Origin of the sequence: Mesorhizobium sp. M7A.F.Ca.MR.176.00.0.0, from assembly GCF_004023165.1 — a bacterium.
Lineage (GTDB): Bacteria > Pseudomonadota > Alphaproteobacteria > Rhizobiales > Rhizobiaceae > Mesorhizobium.
Window position 1 is genome coordinate 1 of the sequence record NZ_RZTC01000204.1, and the last position, 5,420, is coordinate 5,420.

Consider the following 5,420-nt stretch of genomic DNA (forward strand, 5'->3'; position numbering starts at 1 on the left):
GGCCAGGCACGTCGGCAGCCATGTTCCGATCAGCCGTATCGGCGCACCGGATGACATTGCCGGCGCAACGCTCTATTTGTGCAGCCGTGCAGGCAGCTATGTCACCGGCGCCATCCTGCCGATCGACGGCGGACAGTCGGTGCAGCATGGGCTGACCCTGTTCAAGGAATGACATTTTCCGGCCACAGAAGCCGGGGGTGAACTGGAGGACATGAGCGTGGAACCGATCAGTCTCGATGTGCTTCTGGCCAGTGTCGGCAAGGAGGTTGGCGTGTCGCCATGGCGGGCGGTCACGCAACGCATGATCGACCAGTTCGCCGACGCCACCGACGACCACCAGTTCATCCACTGCGATCCGGAGCGGGCCATGCGCGAAACGCCGTTCGGCGGCACCATCGCGCACGGCTTCCTATCGCTGTCGCTGTTGTCGGCGATGACCTTCGAGACCATGCCGCCGCTGGAAAACGGCAAGATGGGCGTCAACCACGGCTTCGATTCGCTGCGCTTCCTGGCGCCGGTGAAAACGGGCGCGCGCATCCGCACGCGTTTCGTGCTGGCCGACGTCAAGGTTCGGCCGTCGGGCTGGGTGCAGACCGCGCATGACGTGACGATCGAAATCGAAGGTTCGAAGAAGCCGGCACTGACCGCGCGCTGGTTGACGCTGACCTTGATCGAACGCCAGCCCGAGACGGCATGAGTGATCCCGTACTCGACCAGGCAGCGCTTGCGCCTTACCTCGAGGCGAACATACCGGGCTTTTCCGAGCTTGCAGCAGTCGAGAAGTTCAAATCCGGCCAATCGAACCCGACTTACCTTTTGACGGCGGCAAGCGGCCGTCACGTGCTGCGCGCCAAGCCGCCGGGGCAATTGCTGAAATCGGCGCATCAGGTCGACCGCGAATTCAGGGTGATGAGCGCGCTTGCCGGCACCGCCGTGCCCGTGCCTGCCATGCTGCACCTGTCGGCGGAAGACTCGCCCATCGGCCGCATGTTTTACGTGATGGATTTCCTGGACGGCCGCATTTTCTGGGATCCGGCGCTGCCGGAGGCTCGCGACAACGAAGAACGCGCCGGTATATACGATGCCATGAACGAAACCCTCGCGGCGCTGCACGAGATCGATGTCGGGACAGTGGGGCTCGGCGATTTCGGGCGGCCGGGAAATTATTTCGAGCGCCAGCTGGCGCGCTGGACCAGCCAGTACCGCGCCTCGGAGACTGACGCAGTCGCCGAGATGGACGGGCTGATTGCCTGGTTGGAAACGCATATGCCCGCCGATGACGGCCGGATCTCGTTGGTGCATGGCGACTACCGGCTGGACAATCTGATCTTCGCGCCGGACCGGCCGAAGGTGCTGGCGGTGCTCGACTGGGAATTGTCGACATCAGGCCACCCCTTCGCCGATATCGCCTATCAATGCATGCAATGGCGGCTGCCGCACGCTTCCGGCTTTCGCGGCCTGGGCGGCGTCGACCGTTCCGCACTCGGCCTGCCCTCCGAGGAGGACTACGTCGCCGCCTACTGCCGGCGGCGCGGGCTCACCGGTATCGGCAACTGGACGTTCTATCTCGCCTTTTCCTTCTTCCGGCTGGCCGCGATTTGCCAGGGCGTCTACAAGCGGGCGCTGGACGGAAACGCCTCCAATCCGGAAAAGGCCCGGACCTATGGCGAGGCGGTAAAGCTGCTTTCGCGCCTTGCCGCGAAGCTGATCGACAAGGAGGCGTGATGGGCCGCTTTGACGGAGCAAAGGTGCTGACCACGGGTGCCGCCAACCTCGACAAGCGTCGGCACGATCCGAAGTATACCGCTTGGGAACTTCCCGTGCCCTTGTCCGTTTCCGTACAGCGTATATAATTTAGCCAGCCACCAACCAACCAAAGGCACCAGATCTTGCCGCAGAGCGTCCAGACACGCCGCGAGAAGCAAAAGGCAGAACTGCGCTCCGAACTTGTCGAGGCCGCGCACAAGCTCGTCCAGGAAGAAGGCTATGAAGGCCTGACCATCCGCAAGCTGGCCAAACGGGTCGGCTACGCCCCGATGTCTGTCTATTCCTACTTCGCCGACAAGCAGGACATCCTGTTCGCTCTGGCCGAGGATGCGTTCGAGACGCTGGCCCGCCGCATCGAGGAGCATCCATCCGATGATCCAATCGAGGCCTTGCAGGCGGTGATGACCGAATATGCCGCTTTCGGACTCGGCAATCCCAACGAATACCGCACCGTGTTCATGACCGAAAAGACCAAGCTGCCGGAAGGCTACAATGAAATGGAGGAGAGCAACCCTGCTATGAAGGTGCTGATCAGCAGGGTCGAGGCCTGCGTCGCCGCCGGCAAATTGCAGGGCGATCCGCGCGCCATCGCCACCATGCTGTGGGCGGTCGGACACGGCACGATCTCGCTGCTCATCACCTTTCCGTTTTACCCCTTCGGCGATCCGCAGGTCTTCGTGAAGCGGATGTGCGATTTCACGCTCGCCACGCTCAGCACGCAAAACGTCCCGCCGCTGACCGAGACACCGGTCAACTGCTGAACGCCGTTTCCTGGTTTTGTGTATTCCCCTCCAGACCTGGGGGGTCTTGGTTAACAAAAATTTATTGTACGCGTACGGTTTTCCTTGAACTTCGCGATCGACGGGCGTATATGTACAGCGTATCGTACATGTACGAGAGAAATTCACCCGTCGGTACGAATTGAATTCGACCTGGAAACCGGAGACTGACAATGAAAAAGACACTCCTCACCCTCGCCGCCGTGCTGGCACTTTCGGGCTCGGCCTTCGCCGCCAACACCACCCATCCCGTCAAGCATGCGCCGGTGGCGGCCTGCGTTGACACCAGGACCAACGTGAAGCTCGATTGCGCTTCGACCGGTTCGGTCGAGAAGAAGGGTGCCACGCAAAATACCGCTGAAGGCAAGGGCCCGCGGCTCGGCATCAGCATCAATCCGTGGATTGTACCAAGCGCATTTTGACATCAGCAAAGATCGCGTCTGGCCGGCACAAGCCGGCCAGCTTCAGCCGACCGAAACCGGCAGCTTCGCCGCTGAACTCTCGAAGGCCGCGTCGATCAGCTTTTGCATGTCCGCGGCACGCCGGAACGACGGATCGCCATTCCGGCCTGTATCCAGCGCATCGGCAAAGCGTCGCGCATTGCGCTTGACACTGGGCAGCGCCAAGATCTGCCAGCGCTGAAGATCGACATCGCCGCCGAGACAGGCCGACAGGTTCGATGCCTTGCCGTCGGTTTCGACCCTGATGGCGCCCTTGGTGCCGTGCAGGGCCAGCGACAGATCGTTGGCGTGGCCGGTCATGTAGCGGCTCGCCACGATCGTAGCGAGCGCACCGGAACTGAGCCGCGCCGTCATTGCCACGCTGTCATTGGCGTCCAGCACATAGTCGCCGATGCGCTCGCCCTCGGCCTTCGGAAACGTCACCAGATCGGCATGCAGGCTGACGATATCCTGACCGGCGCCATAGGTGGCGAAGTCCAGGATATGGATGCCGACATCGCCCAGCACACCGGTCGAACCGTGCCGGCTCGACAAGCGCCAGAGCCATTTGTCCTCGACCCGCCAGTCGCCCCACGACTGGCTGACCAGCCAGCTTTGCCGGTAACTTGCCTCGACATGGCGCAACACACCGATCTCGCCGGCCAGCACCATGCGCCGCGCTTCATGGATCGCCGGTGAGTTGCGATAGGTCAGGTTGACCATGTTGACCACCCCTGCAGCCTCGGCCGCTTCGGTCATATCAAGCGCGTCGGCGTGGTTCGGCGCCAGCGGCTTTTCGCAAAACACATGCTTTCCCTGGGCAAGCAGCGCCAGCGTCGTTGCCATATGCGCACCATCCGGCGTCGCGTTGATGGCGGCATCGAACTGACCCCAGGCGATCGCCGCCTCCAGGCTCTCGAAAGATTCGCCGATCTTGCTGACGGCGGCAAACGCCGCCGCGCGGCCAGGCACCTGGTCGACGCAAGCGACGATGCTGCAGCCCGGGATCCCGGCAAACTCCTCGACATGATGCCCGGCGATACCGCCGGTGCCGAGCAGAAGAATTCGATGCATCAGTTCAGGCCCCCAGCCACCTCACACCCCAATCAACTCAGGCCCGAATCAACTCAGGCCCTTGTCGCCGTCGGCATGCAGGCGCAGCCCCTTCTGCACGATCTTCTCCTTGGCCGCATCCGTCGGCACGTTCGGCGCATTGGTGATGCCGGACCATGCCGGCGCCGGGTTGTGCGCCCAGTGCACGGCGTTGCGCAGCACCTGCTGCACGCCCTCATTGTGATAGATCGGATAGGTCTCGTGACCGGGCGAGAAGTAGAAGATCCGTCCCGCGCCGCGCTGGTAGGTCAGCCCGGACCGGAACACCTCGCCACCCTCGTACCAGGAGACGAACACCGTCTCCAGCGGCTCCGGCACGGCGAAGGGCTCGCCATACATTTCGGTCTCGCCGATCTCCAGGCACTCGCCGATGCCTTGCGCGATCGGGTGGCCGCGGTTGATCGCCCAGACGCGCTCGCGCTCGCCCGCCTCGCGCCATTTCAGCGAACAGGGCGTGCCCATCAGCCGCTTGAATATCTTCGAGTAGTGGCCGGAATGGAGCACGATCAGGCCCATCCCTTCCCACACCCGCTTCTGCACCCGCTCGACGATCTCGTCCTTGACCTCGCCATGCGCCGCGTGGCCCCACCACAAAAGCACGTCGGTGGCCGCCAGGCGCTTTTCGCTCAGGCCGTGCTCGGGCTCCTGCAAGGTGGCGGTGGTCGCCTCGATGCCCTTGTCCTGGTTGAGGGCGGCGGCAATGGTGCCATGCATGCCCAAGGGATAGAGGTCGCGCACGGCTTCATTGGTCTGCTCGTGGACATTCTCGCCCCAAACGATCGCTTTTGTCGGCATTTTCATCTCCCAAAGCGCTTTAAATAGCATGTCAAAAGGGATTGAGAAGGTCCCGATGCCGCCTGGCCCGATGGAATACTACGTCTTGCGCTTCTTGCGCCCCGGCACGGTCTTGGCCTTGCCCGGTTTCGCCGGTGCGCCGGGGATGGCGGTTCCGGTAATGGATATCGGATCGCTGGCCGGGAACGTGTCTTCGAGGCCTTCCTCGAGTTCCTCTTCGGCGCTCGGGGCTTCATGTCGCTCATGTTCGAGCGAGCGGACGGCCGATGTCTTTATGACCGGCGACTTCGGTGCGGAATTCGACGGCATCGGCATTCTCCCTCGGCGTGCGGATGCAGAACGAGCGTGCCCTGCAAAACGTTCCGAGTTCAGACCGCCGCGTCGCGCGATCCCTCGGACAGGAAAGTAAAGACATAGTCCGAGAAGGAACGCCAGCATTCGACCCGGAAGGCATCGGCGGCTGTGCGCAGCAGCACGATCTCGGTCTTGCCCAGGATGGTGCGCGACGCTGCGCCCACCGGGAAGG

The 5,420-nt window shown here is 62.8% G+C and carries 9 protein-coding genes; 5 read left to right on the top strand and 4 right to left on the bottom strand.

The features are described from left to right. The 5 genes from EOB59_RS33490 to EOB59_RS33510 all read left to right on the top strand — a co-directional run. On the top strand, positions 1-172 hold a 172-nt coding region (locus EOB59_RS33490), incomplete at its 5' end, for an SDR family oxidoreductase (protein WP_128290216.1). A 39-nt stretch (positions 173-211) separates the two neighbouring features. Further along, the gene (locus tag EOB59_RS33495; protein WP_023810115.1) at positions 212-697 is read left to right on the top strand and encodes a MaoC family dehydratase; all 486 of its coding nucleotides are present in this window, start codon (positions 212-214) and stop codon (positions 695-697) included. Further along, positions 694-1,725, top strand: coding sequence for a phosphotransferase (locus tag EOB59_RS33500; RefSeq protein WP_128290217.1), 1,032 nt, complete (start codon positions 694-696; stop codon positions 1,723-1,725). Before EOB59_RS33495 ends, EOB59_RS33500 begins: the two co-directional genes overlap by 4 nt. Before the next feature lie 164 nt (positions 1,726-1,889). Next, positions 1,890-2,528 (top strand): TetR/AcrR family transcriptional regulator, encoded by a 639-nt coding sequence (locus tag EOB59_RS33505; RefSeq protein ID WP_128290218.1) that lies wholly within the window; start codon positions 1,890-1,892, stop codon positions 2,526-2,528. A gap of 191 nt (positions 2,529-2,719) precedes the next feature. Beyond that, complete coding sequence (locus EOB59_RS33510) at positions 2,720-2,968, top strand: DUF680 domain-containing protein (protein ID WP_127268964.1); 249 nt, start codon at positions 2,720-2,722, stop codon at positions 2,966-2,968. Between the two features lie 42 nt (positions 2,969-3,010). Here the strand turns inward: EOB59_RS33510 and EOB59_RS33515 are convergent, their stop codons facing one another. From EOB59_RS33515 to EOB59_RS33530, 4 genes are all read right to left on the bottom strand, one after another. Beyond that, a complete protein-coding gene (locus EOB59_RS33515) occupies positions 3,011-4,060 on the bottom strand; it encodes a Gfo/Idh/MocA family oxidoreductase (protein WP_127329421.1) in 1,050 nt (349 codons plus the stop codon). A 48-nt stretch (positions 4,061-4,108) separates the two neighbouring features. Next, positions 4,109-4,894 carry a ThuA domain-containing protein gene (locus tag EOB59_RS33520; protein ID WP_127329423.1) on the bottom strand — a complete coding sequence of 262 codons (786 nt, stop codon included), beginning with the start codon at positions 4,892-4,894 and terminating at the stop codon, positions 4,109-4,111. Positions 4,895-4,972: 78 nt separating this feature from the next. Continuing rightward, entirely contained in the window at positions 4,973-5,203 is a 231-nt protein-coding gene (locus EOB59_RS33525) for a hypothetical protein (protein WP_127398121.1), read from the bottom strand. A 59-nt stretch (positions 5,204-5,262) separates the two neighbouring features. After that, positions 5,263-5,420 (bottom strand): sarcosine oxidase subunit gamma family protein (locus EOB59_RS33530; RefSeq protein ID WP_281061742.1); only part of this gene is annotated, 158 nt, incomplete at its 5' end.

Bases quoted from the DNA above. Each gene is read 5' to 3' on its own strand.
- EOB59_RS33495 (WP_023810115.1), top strand. From the start codon at position 212: ATGAGCGTGGAACCGATCAGTCTCGATGTGCTTCTGGCCAGTGTCGGC.
- EOB59_RS33500 (WP_128290217.1), top strand. From the start codon at position 694: ATGAGTGATCCCGTACTCGACCAGGCAGCGCTTGCGCCTTACCTCGAG.
- EOB59_RS33510 (WP_127268964.1), top strand. From the start codon at position 2,720: ATGAAAAAGACACTCCTCACCCTCGCCGCCGTGCTGGCACTTTCGGGC.
- EOB59_RS33515 (WP_127329421.1), bottom strand. From the start codon at position 4,060: ATGCATCGAATTCTTCTGCTCGGCACCGGCGGTATCGCCGGGCATCAT.
- EOB59_RS33520 (WP_127329423.1), bottom strand. From the start codon at position 4,894: ATGCCGACAAAAGCGATCGTTTGGGGCGAGAATGTCCACGAGCAGACC.
- EOB59_RS33525 (WP_127398121.1), bottom strand. From the start codon at position 5,203: ATGCCGTCGAATTCCGCACCGAAGTCGCCGGTCATAAAGACATCGGCC.